Origin of the sequence: Arthrobacter sp. P2b (assembly GCF_900168295.1) — a bacterium.
In the GTDB taxonomy this organism is placed as follows: Bacteria; Actinomycetota; Actinomycetes; order Actinomycetales; family Micrococcaceae; genus Arthrobacter.
Window position 1 is genome coordinate 312,473 of record NZ_FVZL01000001.1, and the last position, 20,899, is coordinate 333,371.

The following is a 20,899-nucleotide window of genomic DNA, read 5'->3' on the forward strand; positions in this document are numbered from 1 at the left end:
AGGGCACGCTGCCGGGCCAGTCATTCACAATCAGGGAGAACCATGGACATGCCACCTCAGTCTGGGCAGAACAATTCCGCGACGGAAGCCACAGCGCCGCAGTCCCAGGCCGTGGTTCCGGCACCACCAGGCGGCGGCCACACCGGCAAAGCGGTTGCAAGCCTCGTCCTTGCGATCGTGGCACCCGCGAGCCTCCTCCTCACGGCCCCCTTCGCCAGTTTTGCCATGCTGTTGACCTTCCCGTACAACGGCCCGTCCAAAAATCCCTGGCTGGCTCCCCTGGTGTTCTGGAGCCTGCCCCTGATCTTCGGCATCGCCTCTGCATCGCTGGGCGTCTCCGCTCTTCGGAAGTCCGGACTCCGCGGTCAAGGGTCCGGTCTGGCGCTGGCAGCGTTGTGCATCAACGGCGTTATTTTCATTGTGGGGCTCCTCATGACCCTGCGGTTCGTGTACATGATGCGCTGAGGCCGGCCGTGCCGTGGCCAGTCCCGCCTGCCACGAACCGGACCCGCCGGCGGGTCCCGCCCCGGTATCCTTGAAGGGATGAGTGAATCCCCCGAAAACCCCCAGCAGCCGCATGTCCCCCGGCCCGTAACCCCCGGCACGCAGGCATCCTTCGGCACCTATGGCGGCCGGCCGGTCAGCTTTGTCCGCCGCGGCACCCGGCTGCAGGGCCGCCGGCAGGCTGCGTGGGAAGAGCATGCAGAGCGGTGGGCTGTGGATGTTCCCCGCCACGTCGCCAACACCTCCGTCCACCCGGATTACACGTTCGACGCCGAGGCGGAATTTGGCCGGAAGGCTCCCCTGATCGTGGAGATCGGCTCGGGGCTGGGCGATGCCATCTGCCACGCGGCGGAGCAGAACCCGGACACCGATTTCCTGGCCGTGGAGGTCTACACCCCCGGGCTGGCGAACACCATCATCAAGATCAACAGCCGGGGGCTGCGCAACGTCCGCGTGGTTGAGGCCAACGCCCCCGAAGTGCTGGCCACCATGCTGCCCGAAGGATCCGTTGACGAGTTGTGGGTCTTCTTCCCCGACCCCTGGCACAAGTCACGGCACCACAAGCGGCGCCTCATCCAGCCCGAGTTCGCGGCACTGGCCGCCCGTGCCCTGAAGCCGGGCGGGCTGTGGCGGATCGCCACCGACTGGTCCAACTATGCTGTCCACGTCCGTGATGTCCTGGCCGGTTCCGAGGACTTCGAGAACCTGCACAACGGCCAGCGCCGCGGACCCGAAAGCCCGCTGACGCAGGTGTGGCAGTCCGGCGTCGAGTCCGTGGTGGGCGGCGCTCCGGTCCGTGAGGGCCGCGCCCCCGTCAGCACCTTGCACACCGGGCCCAACGAGGGCGTGGACGAGACGGGCGGCTGGGCTCCGCGGTTCGAAGGCAGGATCCGTACCAGCTTCGAGGCGAAAGCCCACGAGGCCGGGCGCCTGATCTTCGATCTCTGCTACCGCCGGCGGTAGCAGGAGGTCAGCCCACGCTGATGGCGGCCACAATCTCCCCGAGCATGCCGAGCCGCGGCTCCACGCCGGGGTCCACGTAGGGCCAGATCACCACGACGCCAATAAAACGCGAGCGCTCCCACACACCCACGGTGGCTGCCACCTTCCCCGCGCCCCCGGCGTCGTCATAACCCACCACCACGGCGTACGCGGCTTTGCCGGGGAGGTTCAGTTCGCCCTCCGCCAGGAGGGTTCCACCCCGCTCCTCACGGTAGAAGCCGGACATCAGGTGCGCCCAGCCGTTGGCCTGCGGTGCGTCCTGCACCGAGGTGTCGTCCTTGATAACGGTGACCAGGACATCGCCCGGGAGTCCGTATTGCCCGCTGTTGGGCCCGGCCGTGGAGTCGCCGAGGACCTGCGTGTGCTCGGGAAAGTCTGCCGTGAACCCCAGCGGGGATTCGATGTGCACGGACATGGTCACAGCCTTTCAAGCTTCGTGTCGTTGGGGACTTTGTAGTAGGTGGACACGTTGGTGGTGGCCTGGCTCTCCGTCTTGACCTCCACCTCGCCCAGCTTCACGTCAAGGCCGGCTTCGGTGGACGCACTGACCACGCTGTTGACCTGCACCGTGGCGGACCCGGCCTCATAGAGCCGGGCGGTATCCCGGGCCGCCCCTGCCTCATCACCCAGTGCTATGTTGCGCAGGTAGCTGTCGATCACGGGGCGGTTCTCCGGCGAGTACTCCACGTCGATCCTGACCGTGCCCTGCGTGCCGGCGGTCACCGAGGACTCCACCTTGGCAGCTTTAACATCGGTGCCCGCCGTGACCCCATGCGCCACGGTACCGTCCATGGACACCGACACTGAATTGATGGTGTTGTCCTTGTCCATGGTGACCTGCAGGCCGCCCTTGCCGGAGGCCTCGAAGATCCGCCCGTCCAGGTTGAGCGTTCCCTGCGCTGAAACCTCTCCGCTGGCGGTGGAGGTGCCGTCCGTGAGGTTCCGCTCGTAGGCCAGGTCCAGCTTCGCGGATCCGGCCGCGGCCCCGGTTTCCGCTTCGGCCTCCAGCGACAGGGTCCCCTTCGCTTTGTCCGTCAGCCCGGTGGACCCGTTGTCACCGGCCGCATTGTTGATGGTTTCCAGGATGTAGCCCGGCGGGTTGCCCGCCACGTCCTTGATCTCGCCCACGCTGTCCGGCGGCAGGTCGCGGTACATCTGTCCGCGGGCGGCCATGGCTTCCTCCACGCTGCCAAAGGTGTACTCCCGGGACACTTCCCCGCTAAGGGTGACGCCGGCGGCGCCACTGGTGTCGTTCACTCCCAGCCCCATGTTCCCGTACACCTTCATGGTGGCGGAACCGTCCGCGTTTTGCACCACTTCGGTGCCTACCTCGGCGCCCCCGTGGACCCACGCCACCCGCGCCTCGATAGAGGCCCGGCCGGCCTCGGAGTAGACGGGAATATCCGCCTTGGCCAGCTCCTGCAGGTGGTCCTTGGCCAGCTCCTGCGCAGATTCGGGGATGCCGCCGTCCATGCGCATGAGGTCTTCGGCGAAGGGGCCGTCGTCCCCCTCGCCCTCGATCAGGTACTTGCGGTCCGCTGCGGACAGGCTGTCCCACCACGTGTCCTGCTCCGCGGGGGTTGCATCCAGCATGCGCTCCAGGCCGGCTTCCAGTTCCCTGCGGTGTTCCGCGGCCGCGGCCGCCGCTGCAGCCTGTTCCTGCAGCCAGTCCCGGGCCTGGCCGGCGAGCGACTGGAGGGGGTCCCACGGGCCCGTGCCGCCGGTTCCGCCGGATGACGACGCCTTCTCCTGCTCCTCCGCGTGCTTCAGCAGGAGTTTCGCGTTCTCCCGCAGGCTGGACACCACCTTGTCCAGCCCGGGGCGGTGGCTGCCGGCCCATTCCTGGCGGAACCGGTCGCCGTCCGTTCCCTTCCACGGTGCGGACTGGATCTGGCCGTGCAGCGAGGCGGCCCGGGCGCTCAGCAGCGACGCGGCCTGGTCAGCCGCCTTGGCCAGTGCGCGCAACTGGCTGACGTCAGCGCCGTAAAAGGTCATGGTGTTCCCCCGGAGAAGTCCTCGGTGCGTGTCTTCCGCTGCTGCTTATGGTGGCACAGCCGCCGGGACCGGGCGATGGGGATCCCTCCCCATGCATGTCCGGAGTGAGGCGCGGATCCACACCGCCAGGCCGTGTACTGTTCCAGACCGTGTCCGCGTGGCACGATTGCCTTTGTGTGGGGCACGCACACCAGTGGACCACCGCGCACTGCGCACGCACAAAGGAACAGCCATCAAAAGAGAACTGAAGCAGGCCGTGGACGCGGCAGAGAACGTCACCAATTCGCGGACTCTGGAACTGCTGGCAAGGGCAGGGTTTGCGGCAAGCGGGATACTGCATCTGCTGGTGGGTGCAATTGCCATCCGGCTGGCCATGGGCGGCACGGGCAACGCGGACTTCAGCGGTGCCGTGGCGGAGCTCGCCACGCAGCCGGCCGGTCCCTTCCTGTTGTGGGCGAGTTTCGCGGCGTGCGCTGCCCTTGCGCTGTGGCAGGCCAGCGATGCCATCTTCGACTACAACCGGCTGCCGACCAAGGAAAAAGCCGGGAAAAAGGCCAAGGCCGGGGCCCAGGCTTTGGTGTTCGCCGGACTCGCCCTGACGTTGTTGTCCTTCGCGAGGGGAACCGGTTCGGGCGGCGACAACCAAAGAGCTGTCAGTGACCTGACCGTCTCCCTTATCAAAGCCCCCGGCGGCGTAGCCCTGCTGGTCCTGCTGGGTGCCGGCATCGCTGTGACCGGGGTGGTGTACGGCATCCGTGGGCTCAGGAAATCCTTCGAGAAGCATCTGGTCATGCCCGCGTCCCCAAAGGCAAGGACTGCGGTAACGGTGCTGGGCGTGACAGGCTATGTGGCCAAGGGCGTGGTCCTGCTGCTGACCGGCCTGCTCATCGTTATCGCCACCCTGCAGGCCCACCCGGAGGATTCAACCGGCCTGGACGGCGGGCTCCGTGCACTGCGCGACCAGCCCCTTGGCGTCTACCTGCTGGCAGCCGTGGGCGCCGGGCTCATCTGCTACGGGGTGTTCATGATCGTGCGGGCCCGGCTGGCCAAAATGACCCAGTAACCCGGAAACGGCCAGGGAACCGCCGTCGCGATGGCCGCGTCGAGTGGTTGAGCGCCGGGGTGGCTAGGGTGGGACCATGCCCCAGGTACGCGCCGAACGCTTCATCCGCCTCGACCCGGAAACGGTCTTCGCCTTCTCCCAGACCACCGGCACCTTCCGGCTCAGATGGGACCCGTTCATCTCGGCCCAGGCATTCCTGGCCGGAGCCAGCTCGGCCGGCAAGGGCGTCCGCACCAGGACACGCTCCCGCCTGGGGCTGACGATGGTCAGCGAGTACGTCTCCTACGTCCCGCCGCGGAACGTGGGCATGACCATGGTGTCCGGCCCCTGGTTCTTCGGGAACTTCGGCGGCGGCTGGCGCTTCACGGCCGGCGACGGCGGCACGCAGGCGGTCTGGAAGTACACCTTTTCCTGCCGGCCGGCGCTGTTGCGGCCGCTGATGGAGAGGATCGGCACCTGGCTCCTGGGGCACGAGATCGAGAGGCGGATCGAGGCGTTCGCCCGCGCCTGCGAGGATGAGGCGCTGGTAGCTGAGTTCCGTGCCCTCCGCGGGCCTTCGCCGGAGCTCCCCTAGCCCGCGAGGCGCCAGGCGTCAGTGCTTCTGGGCTTCAGGGCACCGTGATCACGGCAACGGCATGCTGCGTGCCGTCCCGCAGCTCAACACTGGAAATGCTCCCCAGCTGGATGGGCGTGGCCCCCGTGACCTTGACCCTGCCGCTGGGGGTGGCCGACCAGGCGCACGCGCGGTCCTCGCCGCCGGCGCGGTCACGGACCCACAGGGACAACGTCCCGTCCTGCGGGAGGCTGCTTCCGTTCACGGCCAGCTCGGTCCCCCAGGTCTTGCGGGCCAGGTCGATGCTGAACTGGAGCCCGCCCCCGGACTGGACGGAATAGGTGGCGTCGGGTTGCTCGGGCCGCGCCAGCAAGGGTCCAGCAGCGAGCCCCAAGGCGAGGCAGGCGGCGGCCACGGCGCCCACGAGTGCCGCCCACCGCCGTCGTGATGTCCGACGGCGGCGCGCCAGCTTGCTGAGGAGCGGAACCGGAACGGGGGCAACAGGACCGGCCGCTACGGCCGCAACGGCAGTCAGCGCCACGGCATCCGGCACGGGAAGGGCATCCAGCAGCATGGGAAGCTTCTCAAGCCCGGCCAGTTCCTCACGGCAGGCGGCGCAGTCCTTGAGGTGGGACGCAAAAGCCGCCTGGTCGTCGTCGTCCAGGCCGCCCAGGAGGTAGGCACCCAGCAACTGGTGGGGATCAAAACCGTTCACCGTTCCACCCCCATTTCATCCAGGATGGTGCGCAGGGCACGGACCGCGTAATAGGCGCGGGACTTCACGGTTCCGCTGGGGATGTTGAGCTGGACGGCGGCTTCATTGACCGTAAAACGGCGGTAATGCAGGGCCACCAGGACGTCGCGGTGCTCCTTGCTCAGCCGGAGCAGGGCCTCCTCGATCAAGACCCGGATCAACAGCTCATCCACCTTTTCCATCGCCCCGCCGTGATCCGTGAGGCCGCTTTCCAGTGTTTCCGGGCGCCGCTGGGCACGCCGGTAGTTGTCGATCATGATGTTCCTGGCCGTCCGGTACAGGTAGCTGCGGAGGCTGCCGTTGATCTCCGGCGCGTGCTGCCAGACGCGGAGCACGGTCTCCTGCACCACGTCCTCAGCCAGTTGGGGGTCCCGGGAGGCACTGAGGACGAACCGGCGCAGGGCGGGGCCGTGTTCGCGGTAGATGGACGCCACCACGTCCTCATCCAGCGGCATGCCGTCCCTCCTGATGTGGTTCTGTCCCACATTCCTGCTGATGTCCTAAAGACGCCGCGGGCCGATAAAAAGTTCATCCTGCTTGAACCATTCTTCACCCGGATGCGTCGTAGGGGTTAGCGTCCGGTATCAGACGCCGGGCCCAGCCAAGGAGCAACCCATGAAACACCACCCGGGTGCAGGCCTCGCCATCCTGGCCTTTGCCGCGGTACTGACGGCCTGCGCCGGCGGCACCGGAACCGCGCCGGCCACCAGCCCCGCTGTCACCACCGGCGCGCCTGCCACGTCCGCAACGGCCCCCGCCGCGTCGGTGTCCCCGCCCTCGGCAACGTCCACCACGGCCAGCGCCGGCGTCGACCTCAAGACAGCCTCCACAAGCGCCGGCACCATCGTGGTGGATGGAAAGGGAATGAGCGTGTACTTCTTCACGAAGGATGTGAAGGACTCCGGAACCAGTGCCTGCACTGACGCCTGCCTGGTTGCGTGGCCCCCTGTTTTTGCTTCCTCGGAAACTCCGTCCGCCGAGGGCGTCACGGGAGCCTTGGGCACCATCACCACCCCGGATGGCAAGCAGCAGGTAACCCTGGAGGGACTGCCGCTGTACTACTTCGCGAAGGACACAAAGCCGGGCGACATCCTGGGCCAGGGCGTCAATGACGTCTGGTACCTGGCGGATCCGTCCGGCGCCATGATCAAGATGGGCGGTGCATCAGCCTACTGAGTTGGATTTGCCGGCCGGACCGGCCCGCCTCCATGCTCTTCGCGGCAGGGCTTGAATGGCGGGCGGCGGCCGGGAAAACGGGCCGCAGGCGCCCTACCGCAGCTAGCGCAGCGGAACTGCGGGGAGAGTCCCGGGCAGCGGAAGTTCTGACGCGCCGGGGACGGGCACCTGCGGCGGCTGGCCTACACCGTTGGTGAGATCATCCGGAACGGCGGTGGCCAGGTCCTCCGCAGCAGGAAGGCCGGCCGGCTTCCCCGGGGCGGCGTCCTGCCCGGCTGCCGTTTCCGGCGGGGCGGGAGCGTTCGACGGCGTCACCTCCGCCGGTTGCGCGGCGGGACCTGGTGCGGCCGGGACAGTCTCTTCGGCGGCGGGGGTTGCCGGCGTGGCCGGAACCGGGACTGCGGGGTCATCAGCCTGGTTCCCCACCGGAACCCCGGTGGATCCCGTCACAAACGAGGCGACGGCATGGTTGAACCGGCTGAAGGAGTCCCGGAACCCCTGGTCGGAAGCCGCGGCGACGGCTCCGCCGGCGGACAGCGAGACGGCCACGGACAGTGCTGTCAGGGTGACGCGCCGCTTGGCCCGGCGCCGCGCGGCCAGCTCATCGGGGGGTGCGGCGGCGGATACTGCTGCGGTCTCAACTGGCGCGGCCGCGGCAAGTGCGGTGGCACTGGTTGAAGCCGCCACCTCCTCGGCACGCTGCATCAGGGCCGCTACCTCCGCGGAGGGTTCCGGCGTCACAGCACCCAGGGCGCGGAGTTGCAGGAGCGCTGGATGGAGCTGTCCGTCGTCGTCCAGCCCTGCCTCCAGCAGCAGCTGGTCAACGAATCCGTCGCTGCGGGATCCTGCGGTGTCACTCATGATTCGCCTGGTTTCTTGAGAGCGTCTGTGCTTTGAGGTTCTGAAGGGCCCTGCGCTGGAGCTGTTTGATGGCCCCGGTGCTTTTGCCCATGATGCCCGCCACCTGTTCGATGGACAGGTCCGCCACCACGCGGAGCGCCAGTACTTCCTGGTGTTCGCCGCTGAGGCCGTCCAGCATCGCGGCGGCCCCGCCGTCCAGTTCCACGGCCTGGTCCTCCGCCGACGGCGTTGTGCGGCCGTCATGCTGGGGATCGTAGGGCGTCAGTTGCGGCCTGCGCTCCAGCCGGCGGTAGTGGTCCACCATGCGGGCGTGGGCAATGGAGAAGATCAAGGATTTGGCGCCCTGCAGGCCGCCGGTGAGCCCTTGGATCTTCGGATAGAACGCCAGGAACACGTCCTGCGTTACCGCTTCCGGGTCGTCAACACCGCGGGCCTTGAGGTAGCCCTGGACGGGGCCGGCGAAGGACCGATAGGCAGCGCCGAACAGCACAGCGGGATCTGTTCCGGCTGCACTGTCGAATATGTCGATCTCTTCATGGGCCAAAGTGTCTAGCACCAGCGGCTCCTCCATCCCGGAACGCGGAGTGCGCCTGTCCCGGTTGTGCGGTGCGGATTGCCTGTCCCCGCTGCTTCTTCCGCCTGCGGCAGCACCACGCTGCCGGCAGGCGGGACTGCAGGAACGGGGGGATGGTTCCTGCAGTCCGGAGTGGCCGCAGCCACAAAACAGCTGCGGTCCACCCTAGCCAACGGTGCCTAGCGGACTGAAACCGCGGGGGCTTCCACGACGTCGGCGCCCTCAACCGGAACAGCAGGCACGGCAGGAACGGCGGGCTCGCCGTCGACACCCGGGACGGCGGGGACGGCAGGAACGGCCGGAAGCTCGGGACGTTCAACCTCAACGGCGGCGGAGCCTGTGGCAGCCGCTCCGGCTTCGGCGGCGGCATCCGCGTCCGCAACAACATCGGCGCAGAAGTCCCCAACGTTAGCTTCGCCTTCGGCAGCAATAACCAGCGAGGAGAAGCCCTGGGCAGACGCGTTGAGGCTGCCGTTGGTGAAAGCGGTGCAGAGACCGAAGGCTGCGGCGCCTGCTGCGTCAACGGCAGTACCGGCGGCAACGGAAGCCGAAGCCTGGGCGGCGGCTTCCTCATCGCTGACCGTGGCGTCGGCAGCTGCATCAGCAGTTGCCGTTGCATCGGCGTCGGCTGCCGCATCCGTGGTGGACTCCGCACCGGCCTGGGCGTCAGAGGCTGCCTCGGCTGCAAGCTGCGGGGCGGGAGCGCCGAACAGTTCGTGCGCGGCCTGCTGCGCGTCAGCGGGGAGGACACCGGTAACGGCGGCTGCGCCGGTTCCGCCGACGGCCAGGGTGCCTGCTGCCAGGACTCCGGCGGCGACTTTACTGGTGGCGAGAACGGTGAACAAAGACATCAAGTACTCCAAACCTGGACAACATATCGGGTTGGGCCCGGCGTGCGGACCCATCACCTCCTACATCGCCGGGGGCAGCGGAAAGGTTACGGACGCTGGAAATCTTTTTATTGCCCGTCCGTATCAGGACCACCGGACCGTCGCCCTTACGATCGATGCATGTCCAACAGCAACCAGCCGCAGCAGTCCGACACACAAACCGGTGCGCCCCGGAAAGAGGCCGGCACCTGGCAATCCATGGTGGACAACAACAAGGCGTTGCTCCTGCGGAAGACCGGCCAGGATACGGCCCATTGGGTGGAGCAGGCCCGGGCGGCAGGCATCCGCAGCGACCGGGAACTCCGCGACTGGATGCGGGACGGTTTTGGCGTGACGGGCTATGCCCAGTACGCGGTGTCCTGGGAGATGTTCGGTTACCCGGAGTTCATGCTGCGCGACGCCGACGAACTGATCGACGGCCAATACGCCAACCACCCGCAGCTGCGGCCCATCGCCGATTCCATCCTTGCCTGGGCGTCAGCCGCCGACGGCGTCCAGATCCAGATGCGGAAGGGCTACGTGTCCCTGCACAGCCCGCGCCGAAAGTTCGCCCAGGTGACCCGGTCCACCAACTCGGCGGTGGACGTGACCCTGCGCCTTGATGCTCCCGCCGGGGGCCGGCTGGAACAGGTCAGGACACGGGCGGACGATCCCTTTACGCTCCGGGTGCGGCTGGTGTCCCCCGAGCAGGTGGACGACGAGCTGCTGGAAATCCTGGCCGCGGCCCTGGAGCAGAACAGCTAGGGAAATTGCTGATTCGCGGGACAGGCGCCGGAGTCGCCGGATATTCACGGCGGCCCCGGTGGCTGTCCCGCGAATTGGCGGACCGGAAGGACGTGCGACCTGTTTCTAGGCCTGCACGAGGTCCGCGTCGGCCTCTTCAAACTCCACGGCTGCGACGATTTCGAGGGTTTCGGGGTTGATCATGAAGGCTTCGTCGTCTTCCTCCACCATCAGGAAGTCGCCGTGGTCCGTGGAGAAGTGCCAGGCCAGGGTCTTCTCGCCGTCGTGCAGGTAGTTAGGGTCCCCCATGGTGATCTTGAGGAGCTGGTACCCGGCAACGCTGCAGAGCTCGCGGATGATGATTTCGAAGTCCGGGGAGTCCTCCAGCGCTTCGGCCTCTGCCTGGGCCTGGCGTTCGGGCAGATCCGGGATCAAGGCAGCCAGCCGCTGGATGTACGCGCCCACCTCTTCGTCGTCGAGCACCAGGAGATCGGCCTGTCCGCGCAGCCAGGCGGCATTCAGTGCGGTGATGTTCTCCCGCTCCAGCAGCTCCTCGAACTCGCCGTCGAGCTCTTCCATCCGCAGGACGGCGTCGGGGGTCTCTTCACCCTGGTCCAGTCCGCCGTCGAGGTAGTGCTCGGCCTCCTCCTCGGTCAGGGCGTCGTAGGCCGCAACAGCGCGGTTGAACAGGTCCAGGTGGGCGGTTGCTCCCATGCCGGCCATACCCTCGCGGATCAGGGTGTCCGTTTCGGACCGGTCCACGGCCATGAAGGAGTACTGCGCGAAGCCGCCCTCGAGTGACTGCGTGAGGTAGAAATCCACGTAGTAGCTGCGGACCGCCACCGGCGACATCTCCTCGGTGTGCAGAAGAGCGGTGTGCATGGCGTCCACCACGCTCACATTGGCCTCAACTGCCTCCTCATCGCTGGCTTCGATGCTGCTGCTGGTCAGGACGACGGGCTGCTGGCTGGTGATCATGGCAATCCTTACTGCTGTTCGCTGGTGGTGCTCAGGACACTTTTCACGCTACGGCTGAGGGATTACCGGCCCATTGAGGAGGAAGTGAACGTCTAGCGAAGTTTTCAGCAACTGCACAAGGGTTAACCGTTCGCCCTGCTGCCGGGAACTCCCACAGACCCCCTCTTGACCAGGGTTGCGGAAAATTCAGGTTTTGCAGCGGGCGCCTTCCTGCCCTGGATCTGGCGGATGAGGGCTTCAGCGGCGGCGACGCCCATCTCGTAGACGGGCTGCGCAATCACGGTCAGAGGCGGTGTGGTGAGCCGGGTCCAGGCAAAGTCGTCGTACATCAGGAATGAGACGTCGTCCGGGATCGAGAGCCCCAGGTCCTGGATCGCCTCGACGACGCTGAGGCCGATGAGTCCGTCCGAGGCAATGATCGCCGTGGCGGGATCAGGCTGCTGCAGCAGTTCACGGGTGATTTTCCTGATGGACTCCGGACCGCCGGCGTTGAGCCGGACCAGGTCCTCGGGTTGGGGAAGCCCCGCCTCGTCGAACGCACGCTTCATACCGTCCCGGCGGTCCGATATCTGCGAGGAGTCCAGCGGCAGGCCGGCGAAGTAAGGCTCATCCGTCCGAATGGTGGAAATGAAGGCAATCCGGCGGTGCCCTTCCCCGATCAGGTAAGTGGTGGATTCATAGGAGATCCCCTCCATCTCCACCGCCACCGTGTCCACCTCCACCCCCTGGGCCTTACGATCGAGGAGCACCAAGGGCCTTCCGGACGTGTGAACGCTTGCCAGGTGCTGGGTATCAACCGATGAAGCCGGCGCGATGATCAGGCCGTCAACGCGCTTGTCCAGCAGCACCTTCACTGCGTCGACTTCGGCTGCTGTGTCCTCATCGGTATTGACCAGTATGACGTTGAACCCGCTCTTCTTCGCGGTGTCAGTAATGCCCCTGGTCGCGAGGCCAAAGTGCGGGTTCTCGATGTCGCCCACCACCACGCCGATAGTGTTTGACTTCCCCGTGTTCATGCTGCGCGCGAGTTCATTTGGGCGGTAGTTCAGCTCTTCCGCTGCTGCCAGTACGCGCTCCCTCACATCGTCACTCACTGCGCCATAGTTGCCCAGCGCACGTGCTGCCTGGGCCTTGGATACCTGTGCGGCCTTGGCGACGTCGGCGACTGTTACATCGCGTCGTCGTGAAGCGTCAGTACTCATTTCGGCCTTTCCCGTAGGACGCTTGACGCCCTTTTGTGGCTTGGGTTACATTTCTATCAATCGGTGTGAGTCCGGTCTCAATCGTAGAGACTGAGACCGGACTCAGCAAGAGGTACCGGCCAAGCATCACCCCACGGCGGATCTCGATCCTCCACTCCCGCTTCTCTCGATTGGAAAACTCGCTGTGTTTACTCGAAAGACTTTCCGCCCCGCAACACTGGTTGCCGTGGCCGTCGCCGCGGTCCTGGCACTGTCCGGCTGCGGAGCATCCACTCCTGCTTCATCCTCGTCCGCGGACAACCCGTACGGCCTGATTGAGCCCGGATCCATCCGTGTCGCCAGCCTGGGTGACTCGAAGCCGTACACCTTCACCGACGCCCAGGGTAAGTTCACGGGCTTCGATGTCGAACTCTTTACGGACGTGGCCCGCCGCGCCGGTGTAGACAACGTGGTCTTCACCGGCCAGGACTTCTCCGGCCTGCTCGCCGCCGTCGCCAACGGGCAGTTCGACGCCGGGGTCGCCGCCATCGGCATCACGGACAAGCGCAAGGAAACCGTTGATTTCTCCGACGGCTACCTGGCCGGCTACCTGACCATCATCACCACCAAGACGTCCGGCATCAACGATCCGGAAGGGCTCTCCGGCAAGCGCCTGGGCGTTGTCCAGGGAACGCTGCAGGAGGCCTACGCGGTCAAGAATTTCACCTCCGCAAGCCTGGTGCGCTTCCCGGACAACAACACGGCAGTCTCGGCCGTCAACAGCGGCGCTGTCGACGCGCACTTCCTCGACTACGAGGCCGCCAAGTCCTACCAGGAACAGTTTGGCCTGGTGAGCGCGGCTGATATCCCGTCCTTCGACGCTCCCGCCGGCTTCGCCGTCGCCAAGGGCAAGACCGAATTCAAGGAGGCCCTGAACAAGGGCCTGGCCGAAGCCATGGAGGACGGCACCTGGAAGAAGCTCTACGAAAAGTGGTTCCCGGGCTCCCCGATGCCCGAGCAGTACCTTCCCAAGGCCGAGCAGACGTCCAGCCCGGCGCCCAGTAACTAACCCCTCCCAAGGTTGCGGGGGCGGTCCACCGGAATTACCCGCCATGACCGCCCCCGTTCCACCAGCTAACAACGTCTGAGAGCAACCATGGACTGGCTCAACACCATCATCCGCACCTTCTTCGACTTCGAAGCAATGGTCGAAGTCCTGCCCCAACTTCTGGGCGTGGGCCTCCTGAACACCCTCATCATTTCCGTCTCAGCCACGATCATCGGCCTGGTGCTCGGCATGATCGTCGCCGTTATGGGCATTTCACCGTCCCGGTGGCTGCGGGTCCCGGCCCGCATTTACACGGACCTGTTCCGTGGCTTGCCGGCCATCCTTACCATCCTGCTGATCGGCCAGGGGTTCGCCCGGCTGAGCCAGTCCATCTTCGGCCCTTCGCCGTACCCCTTGGGCATCATCGCCCTAAGCCTGATCGCCAGCGCCTACATCGGTGAGATCTTCCGTGCCGGCATCCAAAGCGTGGACAAGGGCCAGGGCGAGGCCTGCCGCGCCCTGGGCATGAGCTACGGCAAATCAATGGCACTCGTGGTCATTCCCCAGGGCATCCGCCGCGTGCTGCCGGCACTGGTCAACCAGTTCATCGCCATCGTCAAGGACTCTTCACTCGTCTACTTCCTCGGCCTGCTGGTCAGCGAACGTGAACTCTTCCGCGTGGGCCAGGACGCCGCAGTCCTCTCCGGAAACCTCTCCCCGCTGGTGATGGCCGGCATCTTCTACCTCATCATCACCGTGCCGCTGACGCACCTGGTGAACTACTTCGACAGCCGCTTCCGGGCAGGAAAACGCCGTCCCGCGGCCCCCTCCAGCGGCCTCAAGGAAGTCAAGGAACTCGACGCGGCCTCGCCGCTCACTACCGGGAGCAACACATGATCACCAGCACCAGCGCCAACCCCACCGCTGACATCCAGACCTTCCACGGATCCAGCCTGGAACTCAAAAACCTGACTATGGCGTACGGGGACATCGAGGTGCTCCGCAACGTCAGCCTTACCGTGGCCCCCGGCACCACCACCTGCATCATCGGGCCGTCGGGCTCGGGCAAGTCCACCCTGCTCCGCGGGGTCAACAGGCTCCACGAACCCAAAAGCGGCGACGTGCTCCTGGCGGGTGAGAGCGTACTGAAGGTCAACCCCGACATCCTGCGCAGCCGGATCGGGATGGTCTTCCAGCACTTCAACCTCTTCCCGGACCACACAGCCCTGGAGAATGTGGCCCTCGCCCTCTGGAGCGTCAAGAAGATGCCCAAGGCAGAGGCACGGGAGCGGGCACGCCTCCGCTTGGCCGAGGTGGGCCTTGCCGAACGTGCCGACCACCGTCCACGGGACCTTTCCGGCGGACAGCAGCAGCGCGTGGCCATTGCCCGTGCCCTCGCCATGGAACCCGAAGTGATGCTCTTCGACGAGGCCACCAGCGCCCTGGACCCCGAGCTGGTCAAGGGCGTCCTGACCCTCATGGCGTCGCTTGCAAAGCGGGGCATGACCATGGTGGTGGTGACGCACGAAATGGGCTTTGCCCGGAAAGTGGCCGACCAGGTCGTATTTATGGATGAAGGCGAAGTAGTCGAAGTGGGCACGCCCGCGGACATCTTCGACAACCCCAAGAGCGAACGCCTCCAGCGTTTCCTCTCCGAGGTGCTGTGATGGCGAATGTCAGCAAAGGACCCATCCGTACCGCCGTCGTCGGCTTCGGGATTTCCGGACGCGTCTTCCATGCACCCCTGATCGAGGCGGACCCGTCCTATTCACTGGACGTGATTGTCACTGCGGACCCGGACCGCGCTGCCGCAGCAGCAGCCCGCTACCCGCGGGCCCGGATTGTCCCGACGGCGGAGGCCCTGTTCGCGCTGTCAGCCGACCTTGACCTGGTGGTCCTGGGTACCCCTCCGGTCACCCATTTCGACTTCGCTTCGAGGGCGATCGCCCACAAGCTGCACGTTGTGGTGGACAAGCCATTCGTCACCACATCCGCACACGGCGAAGAGCTGGCCGCCAGAGCGGCCGACGCCGGCGTTCAGCTGACGGTCTTCCAGAACCGCCGGTGGGACGCGGATTTCCTGACCCTCAAAAAGCTCCTGGACGCCGGTGAGCTGGGCGAGGTCCGGACGTTCGAATCACGGTTCGAGTGGTGGCGCCCGGAAGGTTTCGGGAACTGGCGCGACTCCGCCACCACGGCGGAGGGCGGCGGCATCCTCCATGACCTGGGCGCCCACCTCATCGACCAGGCCATCCAGCTGTTTGGGCCGGTGGCGCGCAGCTACGGCGAAACAGCAGGGCAGGGCACCGGCCGGTCAGGCCCGGAACAGGAAGCCTTCGTGTCCCTGCTGCACGATTCGGGCGTACGCTCCCGGCTCTGGATGAACGGCGCCGCCCCGCAGGCAGGCCCCCGGTTCCATGTGCTCGGCTCGGCCGCCGGGTACACCAAGTGGGGACTGGACGGGCAGGAACGTGCACTTGATGCCGGGGTCCTCCCCACCGATCCCGCTTATGGTGTGGACCCCCAGGTCTCTTGGGGGGTCCTGGGGGTGGACGGCGCCACAAGCGCCGTTCCCGCCGAGCGGGGGGCCTATCCCGAGTTCTACCGGCTCCTGGCCGACGCACTCCTCCGCGGGGCGCCGCTCCCGGTTGACCCGGCAGACGCCGTCGAAGTCTTGAAAGTCATTGAAGAAGTCCATGCCCTTGCCTGACACAGCACGTCACGGCACAGCCCTTTACACAGGAAAGCGAGTACCCATGTCTTCCACCAACTCCGCCAGGAAAGTTGCCGTTATCGGTGGCGGAATCCTTGGTGTTTCCACCGCCGTCCACCTGCTGCGCGAAGGTGCCTCGGTAGTCCTGCTCACCGAAAGCGGTTTGACCAGCGAGGCCTCAGGCAGGTCGCTCTCATGGCTCAATTCCGCGGGGGAACGCTCCACGCCCTATCACCTGCTCCGCATGGCGGGGGTTGACCGGTACCGGACGCTGTTCGCTGCCGACCCGTCCCGCGAATGGCTCCAGTTTGACGGCGGACTGATGTGGAACGCGGAAGGCCAGGCGGATGCCACGGCTGCCCGCCACCGCTATGAACGGAACAAGGGCTACGACTCGAAGCTGCTGGCCCCCGCCGAGATCTCCCAGGCGGCCCCGGGCGTGGATGCCGCAGCCGTGCCCGAGAACGCTATCTTCAACCCCGGCGAAGGCTGGGTGAGCCTGCCGGACCTGGTGGAGTTCCTGATGGCGGAGTTCCACGAACTCGGGGGTGAACTGGTCCTTAATGCAGGAAAAGCCTCGGTGGTGGTTGAAGGCGGGCGGGCTGTCGGTGTCCAGGCCGCTTCGGGTGCCGTGCACGGTGCCGACGCCGTCCTGGTTGCTTGCGGGGCCGCAACCCCGGCCGTTGTGGCGCCGCTGGGTGTCAATATCCCCAATGGTTCGCCGGTCTCCATGCTGGTTATCACCAAGCCGGTGGAGCACGGCCTGGCCCCGGTGCTGAACACGCCCCGCGCGGCCGTGCGGCCCAACCCCGGAAACACCCTCGCCCTGGACCACGACTGGTACGAGGAGAACATCACTGAGCATGCTGACGGCAGCTTCAGCATCCCCGATGAGGTAGTCCAGGAACTGGCAGACGAAGCCTCCAAGCTGGTTCAAGGCAACCCCGAGCTCAAGCCTGCGTCGTGGAAGATCGGATACAAGCCGATCCCGGGTGACGGGGAACCGGTGTTTGGCGAACTCGGCAAGGTTCCTGGATGCTTTGTGGCCTTTACGCACTCCGGCGCGACGCTCGGCCTGATCGCGGGCGAGCTCCTGGCGGGAGAAATCCTTACAGGGGAACGGCATCCCATGCTCGAAACCTTCCGTCCGGAGCGGTTCTCCTAGCATCCAGCCACCCTTCCCGCAGGCCGTGGCGTGCCGCTGTTTCCGCAGCGGCATGCCACGGCTTCGTTCGTTCTGCCGCATGTTTTGCTGATCAGGTTGTTCACTCCTCGAGGGGCGGCGCGCACCCCGCCCCGGCAGCGAACTAAGATGGATCAGATAACCAACCACCGGACGCGGTTCCGCCGTGTCCTGCTGAAAGTAGCGCGCACCATGCCATCCCAACCGGACGAGAGTGCGGCACTGGCGATTCAGACACCCGCCATCAACGACCGCTCCCTTGCGGCGGGACTGGCCTATGCCATGGGCAGCCGCGTCTCCGGGATCTCGTTTGATGCCGGCACGGGCCTGATGCTGGGCAAGGTCCGGGGAGGCGCCGAGGTTCCGTACTCCACCACGGCCAAGCTGGTCCGCAAAGCCGGCGGCTGGAGCTGCACGGTTGGGGTGTGCAGCTGTCCCGTCCGCAAGGACTGCAAGCACGTTGCGGCGCTGCTCTTCGCGGCCGAGGACAACCCCGCCATCCGGGTCCAGCTGCTGTCACCGGCAACCGCCACCCAAGTGGCCCGGGAGCCGTCGGCCGCCGCCCTGTCCGACTGGGAACAGGCCCTCAGCCCGCTGATCTCGCAGCCAGGGGGTGCGCCTTCGGGCACCGGAGTTCCGCTGGCGCTGCAGTTCGAGATAGAGGAACCGGCCCCGCACTTCTCCTACACAGGCCGCCGGGATCCGCTGCGCAGCGTCCGCCAGCTCAAGGCCCGCCCCGTCATTATGGGTGCCAAGGGCAAGTGGATCCGCGGCGACGTCTCCTGGAACACGCTGAGCTACCTGAACTTCCGCCGCGAGTGCAACGAGGCGCACGTTGAGTGGATGCAGGAGTTCCTGGCCGCCCATTCCGCGTCGGCCAGCCGGATGCACAATTCGTCCGGCCTGTGGCTCGGCCTGAACTCCTACTCCGGGAAGAACCTGTGGAGCCTGCTGTCCGACGCAGGAAAGATCGGGCTCGCCCTGGTCCACTCGCGCGGCACCGAACCGGTGCGCCTGGCGGAGGCCCCTGCCGCCGTCGGGCTTAATCTCGGGCGGTATGGCGCGCCCGCGGCAGGCAGCGCTGACCCCGCAGGGGATGGCGACGCGCCTCAGCAAGCGTCCGACGACGGCGGGCTGGAGCTTTCGCCCACCATCACCGTGGAGGGGGTCGAGGTTGATCCGGCCGCCGTGGGGACGATCGGCCGCCCTGCGCACGGCCTGTTCTTCACCTCCGGCGAGGCTGCCTTGCCCGGAGTTCCGGACCCCGACGGCACCATCACCCTGGCGCCGCTGGAGGGTGGCTTGAGCGAGGAACTGCTGGCGTTCGTCACGGCCGGCAGCACGCTGCATATTCCTGCCAAGGATGAGTCCCGTTTCCTCACCGGGTTCTATCCCAAGCTGAAGCAGGCGGCCCGTGTGACGGCGCGGGACGAATCCGTCGAGCTTCCCGCGCTGGCCGTTCCCACGCTCTCGCTGCTGGCAAACTACGGCGCGGACCACAAGGTGCGGCTGCATTGGGAGTGGCACTACAAGACCGGAAACCTGGTCACCGCCCAGCCGCTGTGGCGCCACCCCGGCGACCACGGCTACCGCGACGACATCGCAGAAGCCCGCATCCTTGAGGGCATCGGCCACCCGTGGGAGGTGGTTCCCGCCTTGGGCGAGTCGGCGACCGGCGGCTGGGGCACTCCCCGCCTGGCGGCGTCGGCCGAGCTCACGGGCCTGGACACGCTGGCGTTCACCGAGGAAGTGCTGCCGCGGCTGCGTGAAGCTCCGGATGTGGACGTGGAAACGGCAGGCGACATCGCCGATTACCGCGAGGCCGAGGAAGCCCCGGTCGTCTCCATCTCCACCAAGGCCACCGAGCAACGCGACTGGTTCGACCTCGGCATCCAGATTTCCCTCGAGGGCCAGCCGGTGTCCTTCGCGGCGGTGTTCTCCGCCTTGGCCGCCGGCCAGACCAAGATGCTGCTCCCCAGCGGCGCCTACTTCTCGCTGGACCTGCCGGAGCTGCACCAGCTGCGGGCGCTGATCGAGGAAGCCCGGTCGCTGCAGGACAACAAGGACGCCCCGCTGCAGATCAGCCGTTTCCAGGCCGGGCTGTGGGACGAGCTGGCGCAGCTGGGCATCGTGGACGAGCAGGCCGCCGCCTGGCGTTCGGCGGTGGGCGGCCTCCTGGAAGGCGGCGTGGACGGGCTGCCGTTGCCGGCCACCCTGAATGCCGAGCTTCGGCCCTACCAGCTCGAGGGCTTCAACTGGCTCACCTTCCTGTACCGGCACAGCCTGGGCGGCGTCCTGGCCGACGACATGGGCCTCGGCAAGACCGTGCAGGCCCTGGCGCTGATGTGCGCGGCGAAGGAACAGGCCGGGGAGAAGTCCCCCGACGCCGTGGCTCCCTTTTTGGTGGTTGCGCCCACCAGCGTGGTGGGCAACTGGGCGGCGGAGGCCGCGCGCTTTGCGCCCGGGTTGAAGGTGCAGGCAGTCGGCGAGACGTTCGCAAAGAGCGGGCAGGAGGTGGCTGACGCGCTGGCCGGGGCGGACATCGTGATCACCTCGTATGCCCTGTTCCGCATCGATTACGACGCCTACGCCTCCCGGGAGTGGTCCGGCCTGGTGCTGGACGAGGCGCAGTTCGTGAAGAACCACCAGTCCAAGGCCTACCAGTGCGCGCGCAAGCTGCCGGCCGCCTTCAAGCTGGCCATTACCGGCACGCCGCTGGAGAACAACCTCATGGAGTTCTGGGCACTGACGTCCATCGTGGCACCGGGCCTCTTTTCCAGCCCCAAGCGCTTCGCGGAGTACTACCAGAAGCCCGTGGAGAAGAACGGCGACAAGGGGCAGCTGGACAAGCTCCGGCGCCGGGTCCGTCCCCTGATGATGCGCCGCACCAAGGACCAGGTGATCAAGGACCTGCCGCCCAAGCAGGAGCAGATCCTGGAAGTGGTGCTGAACCCGCGCCACCAGAAGGTCTACCAGACACACCTGCAGCGCGAGCGGCAAAAGATCCTGGGGCTGATCGAGGACGTGAACAAGAACCGGTTCACCATCTTCCAGTCGTTGACCCTGCTGCGGCAGCTCAGCCTGGACGCCTCGCTGGTTGACCCGTCGCTTTCGGGGGTCCGTTCAAGCAAGCTTGACGTATTGTTCGAGCAGCTCGAGGACCTCGTTGCCGAGGGCCACCGTGCCCTGATCTTCAGCCAGTTCACCGGGTTCCTGGGGAAGGTGCGCGAGCGGCTTGATGAGGAGAAGATCGAGTACTGCTACCTCGACGGCGGTACCCGCAACCGTGCCGACGTGGTCAGTGAGTTCAAGAACGGCAGCGCCCCGGTATTCCTGATCTCGCTGAAGGCCGGCGGCTTCGGCCTGAACCTCACCGAGGCCGACTACGTCTTCCTGCTGGATCCCTGGTGGAACCCGGCCTCCGAGGCGCAGGCAGTGGACCGGACCCACCGGATCGGCCAGGCCAGGAACGTGATGGTGTACCGGCTGGTGGCCAAGGACACCATCGAGGAAAAGGTCATGGCGCTCAAGGCCCGGAAGTCGCAGCTGTTCGCCGACGTGATGGAGGGCGACGCCCTGGCCGGCGGCGCCATCACGGCGGAGGACCTGGCGGGGCTGTTCAAGGAGTAGTTGCCCCGCTGCTGCCCGGCTTCTCGACACGTTATTCTTGGTGCAACCAGAAACTACAACGTTGGAGAAAC

General features: G+C 66.5%; 21 protein-coding genes. 12 read left to right on the plus strand and 9 right to left on the minus strand.

The annotated features are described in order from the left end of the window. Positions 1–48: 48 nt before the first annotated feature. Positions 49–465, plus strand: a complete 417-nt coding sequence (locus B5520_RS01400; RefSeq protein ID WP_139386196.1) for a hypothetical protein — start codon at positions 49–51, stop codon at positions 463–465. Between the two features lie 78 nt (positions 466–543). After that, positions 544–1,467: a tRNA (guanosine(46)-N7)-methyltransferase TrmB gene (gene trmB, locus B5520_RS01405; protein ID WP_079595271.1), complete on the plus strand. Its 924-nt coding sequence runs from the start codon at positions 544–546 to the stop codon at positions 1,465–1,467. Positions 1,468–1,474: 7 nt separating this feature from the next. On the opposite strand, the gene B5520_RS01410 is transcribed toward trmB, so the two are convergent. Together B5520_RS01410 and B5520_RS01415 are read right to left on the minus strand one after the other, a co-directional pair. Beyond that, positions 1,475–1,921: a hypothetical protein gene (locus B5520_RS01410; RefSeq protein ID WP_079595272.1), complete on the minus strand. Its 447-nt coding sequence runs from the start codon at positions 1,919–1,921 to the stop codon at positions 1,475–1,477. Positions 1,922–1,923: 2 nt separating this feature from the next. Further along, positions 1,924–3,501, minus strand: a complete 1,578-nt coding sequence (locus B5520_RS01415; RefSeq protein ID WP_079595273.1) for a hypothetical protein — start codon at positions 3,499–3,501, stop codon at positions 1,924–1,926. Positions 3,502–3,694: 193 nt separating this feature from the next. On the opposite strand from B5520_RS01415, the gene B5520_RS01420 reads away from it, so the two are divergent. Further along, positions 3,695–4,564, plus strand: coding sequence for a DUF1206 domain-containing protein (locus B5520_RS01420; RefSeq protein ID WP_254865437.1), 870 nt, complete (start codon positions 3,695–3,697; stop codon positions 4,562–4,564). Positions 4,565–4,640: 76 nt separating this feature from the next. Next, positions 4,641–5,138 carry an SRPBCC family protein gene (locus B5520_RS01425; RefSeq protein WP_079595275.1) on the plus strand — a complete coding sequence of 166 codons (498 nt, stop codon included), beginning with the start codon at positions 4,641–4,643 and terminating at the stop codon, positions 5,136–5,138. Between the two features lie 34 nt (positions 5,139–5,172). Here B5520_RS01425 and B5520_RS01430 read toward each other — a convergent pair whose 3' ends face one another. Next, positions 5,173–5,832, minus strand: coding sequence for a zf-HC2 domain-containing protein (locus B5520_RS01430; protein WP_079595276.1), 660 nt, complete (start codon positions 5,830–5,832; stop codon positions 5,173–5,175). Beyond that, positions 5,829–6,326, minus strand: coding sequence for a sigma-70 family RNA polymerase sigma factor (locus B5520_RS01435; RefSeq protein ID WP_079595277.1), 498 nt, complete (start codon positions 6,324–6,326; stop codon positions 5,829–5,831). The genes B5520_RS01430 and B5520_RS01435 overlap by 4 nt, the downstream gene beginning before the upstream one ends. A gap of 160 nt (positions 6,327–6,486) precedes the next feature. On the opposite strand from B5520_RS01435, the gene B5520_RS01440 reads away from it, so the two are divergent. Then, complete coding sequence (locus B5520_RS01440; protein ID WP_079595278.1) at positions 6,487–7,047, plus strand: COG4315 family predicted lipoprotein; 561 nt, start codon at positions 6,487–6,489, stop codon at positions 7,045–7,047. A gap of 102 nt (positions 7,048–7,149) precedes the next feature. Here B5520_RS01440 and B5520_RS01445 read toward each other — a convergent pair whose 3' ends face one another. From B5520_RS01445 to B5520_RS01455, 3 genes are all read right to left on the minus strand, one after another. Next, positions 7,150–7,908: a hypothetical protein gene (locus B5520_RS01445; RefSeq protein ID WP_079595279.1), complete on the minus strand. Its 759-nt coding sequence runs from the start codon at positions 7,906–7,908 to the stop codon at positions 7,150–7,152. Beyond that, positions 7,901–8,479 carry an RNA polymerase sigma factor gene (locus tag B5520_RS01450; RefSeq protein ID WP_079595280.1) on the minus strand — a complete coding sequence of 193 codons (579 nt, stop codon included), beginning with the start codon at positions 8,477–8,479 and terminating at the stop codon, positions 7,901–7,903. The genes B5520_RS01445 and B5520_RS01450 overlap by 8 nt, the downstream gene beginning before the upstream one ends. A 182-nt stretch (positions 8,480–8,661) precedes the next feature. Next, entirely contained in the window at positions 8,662–9,333 is a 672-nt protein-coding gene (locus B5520_RS01455) for a protein tyrosine phosphatase (protein WP_079595281.1), read from the minus strand. Between the two features lie 159 nt (positions 9,334–9,492). Between B5520_RS01455 and B5520_RS01460 the strand changes: the two genes are divergently transcribed. Beyond that, positions 9,493–10,116 carry a DUF5655 domain-containing protein gene (locus B5520_RS01460; RefSeq protein ID WP_079595282.1) on the plus strand — a complete coding sequence of 208 codons (624 nt, stop codon included), beginning with the start codon at positions 9,493–9,495 and terminating at the stop codon, positions 10,114–10,116. Between the two features lie 105 nt (positions 10,117–10,221). On the opposite strand, the gene B5520_RS01465 is transcribed toward B5520_RS01460, so the two are convergent. Both B5520_RS01465 and B5520_RS01470 read right to left on the minus strand, forming a co-directional pair. After that, positions 10,222–11,073, minus strand: coding sequence for a DMP19 family protein (locus tag B5520_RS01465; protein ID WP_079595283.1), 852 nt, complete (start codon positions 11,071–11,073; stop codon positions 10,222–10,224). Positions 11,074–11,195: 122 nt separating this feature from the next. Beyond that, positions 11,196–12,275: a LacI family DNA-binding transcriptional regulator gene (locus B5520_RS01470; RefSeq protein ID WP_079595284.1), complete on the minus strand. Its 1,080-nt coding sequence runs from the start codon at positions 12,273–12,275 to the stop codon at positions 11,196–11,198. A gap of 184 nt (positions 12,276–12,459) precedes the next feature. On the opposite strand from B5520_RS01470, the gene B5520_RS01475 reads away from it, so the two are divergent. From B5520_RS01475 to B5520_RS01500, 6 genes are all read left to right on the plus strand, one after another. After that, positions 12,460–13,323 carry an ABC transporter substrate-binding protein gene (locus B5520_RS01475; protein WP_079595285.1) on the plus strand — a complete coding sequence of 288 codons (864 nt, stop codon included), beginning with the start codon at positions 12,460–12,462 and terminating at the stop codon, positions 13,321–13,323. Between the two features lie 87 nt (positions 13,324–13,410). Next, positions 13,411–14,199: an amino acid ABC transporter permease gene (locus B5520_RS01480; RefSeq protein ID WP_079595286.1), complete on the plus strand. Its 789-nt coding sequence runs from the start codon at positions 13,411–13,413 to the stop codon at positions 14,197–14,199. After that, complete coding sequence (locus tag B5520_RS01485; RefSeq protein WP_079595287.1) at positions 14,196–14,969, plus strand: amino acid ABC transporter ATP-binding protein; 774 nt, start codon at positions 14,196–14,198, stop codon at positions 14,967–14,969. The genes B5520_RS01480 and B5520_RS01485 overlap by 4 nt, the downstream gene beginning before the upstream one ends. Next, positions 14,969–16,012 carry a Gfo/Idh/MocA family protein gene (locus B5520_RS01490; RefSeq protein ID WP_079595288.1) on the plus strand — a complete coding sequence of 348 codons (1,044 nt, stop codon included), beginning with the start codon at positions 14,969–14,971 and terminating at the stop codon, positions 16,010–16,012. The genes B5520_RS01485 and B5520_RS01490 overlap by 1 nt, the downstream gene beginning before the upstream one ends. Positions 16,013–16,058: 46 nt before the next feature. Then, positions 16,059–17,180 (plus strand): NAD(P)/FAD-dependent oxidoreductase, encoded by a 1,122-nt coding sequence (locus B5520_RS01495; RefSeq protein ID WP_079595289.1) that lies wholly within the window; start codon positions 16,059–16,061, stop codon positions 17,178–17,180. A gap of 210 nt (positions 17,181–17,390) precedes the next feature. Continuing rightward, entirely contained in the window at positions 17,391–20,828 is a 3,438-nt protein-coding gene (locus B5520_RS01500; RefSeq protein ID WP_079595861.1) for a DEAD/DEAH box helicase, read from the plus strand. Positions 20,829–20,899: the final 71 nt, after the last annotated feature.

Bases quoted from the DNA above. Each gene is read 5' to 3' on its own strand.
- B5520_RS01455 (WP_079595281.1), bottom strand. From the start codon at position 9,333: ATGTCTTTGTTCACCGTTCTCGCCACCAGTAAAGTCGCCGCCGGAGTC.
- B5520_RS01495 (WP_079595289.1), top strand. From the start codon at position 16,059: ATGTCTTCCACCAACTCCGCCAGGAAAGTTGCCGTTATCGGTGGCGGA.
- B5520_RS01435 (WP_079595277.1), bottom strand. From the start codon at position 6,326: ATGCCGCTGGATGAGGACGTGGTGGCGTCCATCTACCGCGAACACGGC.
- B5520_RS01480 (WP_079595286.1), top strand. From the start codon at position 13,411: ATGGACTGGCTCAACACCATCATCCGCACCTTCTTCGACTTCGAAGCA.
- B5520_RS01400 (WP_139386196.1), top strand. From the start codon at position 49: ATGCCACCTCAGTCTGGGCAGAACAATTCCGCGACGGAAGCCACAGCG.
- B5520_RS01450 (WP_079595280.1), bottom strand. From the start codon at position 8,479: ATGGAGGAGCCGCTGGTGCTAGACACTTTGGCCCATGAAGAGATCGAC.
- B5520_RS01445 (WP_079595279.1), bottom strand. From the start codon at position 7,908: ATGAGTGACACCGCAGGATCCCGCAGCGACGGATTCGTTGACCAGCTG.
- B5520_RS01470 (WP_079595284.1), bottom strand. From the start codon at position 12,275: ATGAGTACTGACGCTTCACGACGACGCGATGTAACAGTCGCCGACGTC.
- B5520_RS01425 (WP_079595275.1), top strand. From the start codon at position 4,641: ATGCCCCAGGTACGCGCCGAACGCTTCATCCGCCTCGACCCGGAAACG.
- trmB (WP_079595271.1), top strand. From the start codon at position 544: ATGAGTGAATCCCCCGAAAACCCCCAGCAGCCGCATGTCCCCCGGCCC.
- B5520_RS01500 (WP_079595861.1), top strand. From the start codon at position 17,391: ATGCCATCCCAACCGGACGAGAGTGCGGCACTGGCGATTCAGACACCC.
- B5520_RS01460 (WP_079595282.1), top strand. From the start codon at position 9,493: ATGTCCAACAGCAACCAGCCGCAGCAGTCCGACACACAAACCGGTGCG.
- B5520_RS01490 (WP_079595288.1), top strand. From the start codon at position 14,969: ATGGCGAATGTCAGCAAAGGACCCATCCGTACCGCCGTCGTCGGCTTC.
- B5520_RS01465 (WP_079595283.1), bottom strand. From the start codon at position 11,073: ATGATCACCAGCCAGCAGCCCGTCGTCCTGACCAGCAGCAGCATCGAA.
- B5520_RS01440 (WP_079595278.1), top strand. From the start codon at position 6,487: ATGAAACACCACCCGGGTGCAGGCCTCGCCATCCTGGCCTTTGCCGCG.
- B5520_RS01410 (WP_079595272.1), bottom strand. From the start codon at position 1,921: ATGTCCGTGCACATCGAATCCCCGCTGGGGTTCACGGCAGACTTTCCC.
- B5520_RS01415 (WP_079595273.1), bottom strand. From the start codon at position 3,501: ATGACCTTTTACGGCGCTGACGTCAGCCAGTTGCGCGCACTGGCCAAG.
- B5520_RS01485 (WP_079595287.1), top strand. From the start codon at position 14,196: ATGATCACCAGCACCAGCGCCAACCCCACCGCTGACATCCAGACCTTC.